A 1,662-nucleotide genomic window follows, 5' to 3' on the forward strand; every position below is an offset into this window, starting at 1 on the left:
AAACTTGCAGAAGATCAGTTTGACAAATTAACGAAGAAGCCTAAAGCAAAAGGCAAAACTTTTGCAGCTACGTATGCCGGAACCCTTACACATCATATACCTGATATTAATGTAGCTAAGGATGAATATTTAAAGGAGAAGTATGGCATATAAGATCTTTCTTGACATTAATATCCTGATTGATCTTCTTGATAATAAAAGAACCAATCATCCTTATGCTGTAAGTGTGATCAACCTTGCAGAGGCCCATGATGGCTATGCGTATGTTACGGAAAGTGTTTTAAACACAACTGCCTATCTTATAAGAAAAGATTATCCTCCTGCAAAACTCCGGCAGCTATTTAATCACCTGTTGGCTTTTGTTGAACTCATTCCTGTAACTACGCTTATTTATACCAACGGGGTTCAACGAACAATAAATGATGTGGAAGATGCCATTCTTTACACCGCAGCTTTGCATTCGTCGGTTGATTTTTTTATTACAAACGATATAAAAGATTTCAAGAAGCTTGAAATTCCTGCCTTGCCAGTTATGAATGCGAAAGACTTTCTTGATAATTACATGAAATGAAATCTGCCCCGTCACCGATTGCATCACCATGCAAGTGTACCGCGTAGCCCCCGGGTACGTCAACTGGAAAGACTATCAAAGGCTCGGTTTGCCGTTGAATGACCATTAGCACCCGTCATTGCGAGGAACGAAGCAATCCCCTGAAATGTAGTGGTGGTGCTGGGTTTGGAGTTGTTGATGGAGGAGAGTTTTTATGTACTAAGCGGGAGTGGTACTATTGAGCATTGTTGCGTCGCACACTTGTACGGCTTGTTCATCATGGAGCGAATTATAAAATCGACATCAAATGAAAGATATACTTGAAGTCATTGCCTTAATCTTATTTATTCCAACCGCTGTTGCATTATATAATTATTTCAATCGAGATAAAGAAATAATTAGATACAATCGCAAGTTCAAAAAAATATTTACCCAGGTAAAAGACTTTGATTTAGAAAAATTGAGAGCAGGCAATCAAGCTCTTAAGAAATCATTCGAAGAACAAACGTTGGACTTAAATAGTGATTTCAAGAACACCTTTCAATATAAAGCAGACAACATTGTTGAGGATTTAATAGTAGGCGATAACCAATGGAGAAAATTAATCTCTAAAAACAAAAAGCAATAGTTTTAAGTATGCTTATTCAAAAACATAAAAATCTTTTAGATAAGCTTTCAGATATTGACGAGCTAAATGTTGAAATGCATCAGCTTTCCAAGGCTGTAACACAAACTTTAGAAGAAATAAAGACAATTCAAAAGGAAATAAATATACTCATAGAAGAAAAATCAAAAGCTTTTCCGTGGCTTGCTGATAGAGTGGCAGAGTATTTTCAATTTAGAGATTTTAGATTAGGAGATTACTTCGAACAAAAATTTAAACCGGCACTTTCTACAGCAGAAAGAGTTAAAGAGTTAGCAAAAGAAAAAAGAATAATAAAAAAGGAGTTCTTGATAGCCCGAAACTTTGTAAAGTATTATGAAAGTGTAAATTCCGGTGATGTTGACCCATGATTCCGGTGATGTTGACCCACCCCTTTTGCGTGGCAATAATTGTAAGAACTTAATGAGATATAATATTACTAATGGTTACTGAGAGCTGTTGATTTTTT

At 35.9% G+C, this 1,662-nt stretch carries 3 protein-coding genes; all 3 read left to right on the forward strand.

Annotated features, from left to right (window positions below; genetic code table 11):
• Positions 1-142 precede the first annotated feature (142 nt).
• The 3 genes from ACHZDT_RS17275 to ACHZDT_RS17285 all read left to right on the forward strand — a co-directional run bounded on the left by ACHZDT_RS17275 (position 143) and on the right by ACHZDT_RS17285 (position 1,564).
• The gene (locus tag ACHZDT_RS17275) at positions 143-571 is read left to right on the forward strand and encodes a type II toxin-antitoxin system VapC family toxin (RefSeq protein WP_394775889.1); all 429 of its coding nucleotides are present in this window, start codon (positions 143-145) and stop codon (positions 569-571) included.
• Positions 572-857: 286 nt separating this feature from the next.
• Complete coding sequence (locus tag ACHZDT_RS17280; protein WP_394775890.1) at positions 858-1,178, forward strand: hypothetical protein; 321 nt, start codon at positions 858-860, stop codon at positions 1,176-1,178.
• 8 nt (positions 1,179-1,186) lie between these two features.
• On the forward strand, positions 1,187-1,564 hold the full coding sequence (locus ACHZDT_RS17285) for a hypothetical protein (RefSeq protein WP_394775891.1): 378 nt from the start codon (positions 1,187-1,189) through the stop codon (positions 1,562-1,564).
• The last annotated feature ends 98 nt before the right edge of the window (positions 1,565-1,662 follow it).

The sequence above is a fragment of the Flavobacterium sp. genome, assembly GCF_043722275.1.
Classification (GTDB): Bacteria; Bacteroidota; Bacteroidia; order Flavobacteriales; family Flavobacteriaceae; genus Flavobacterium.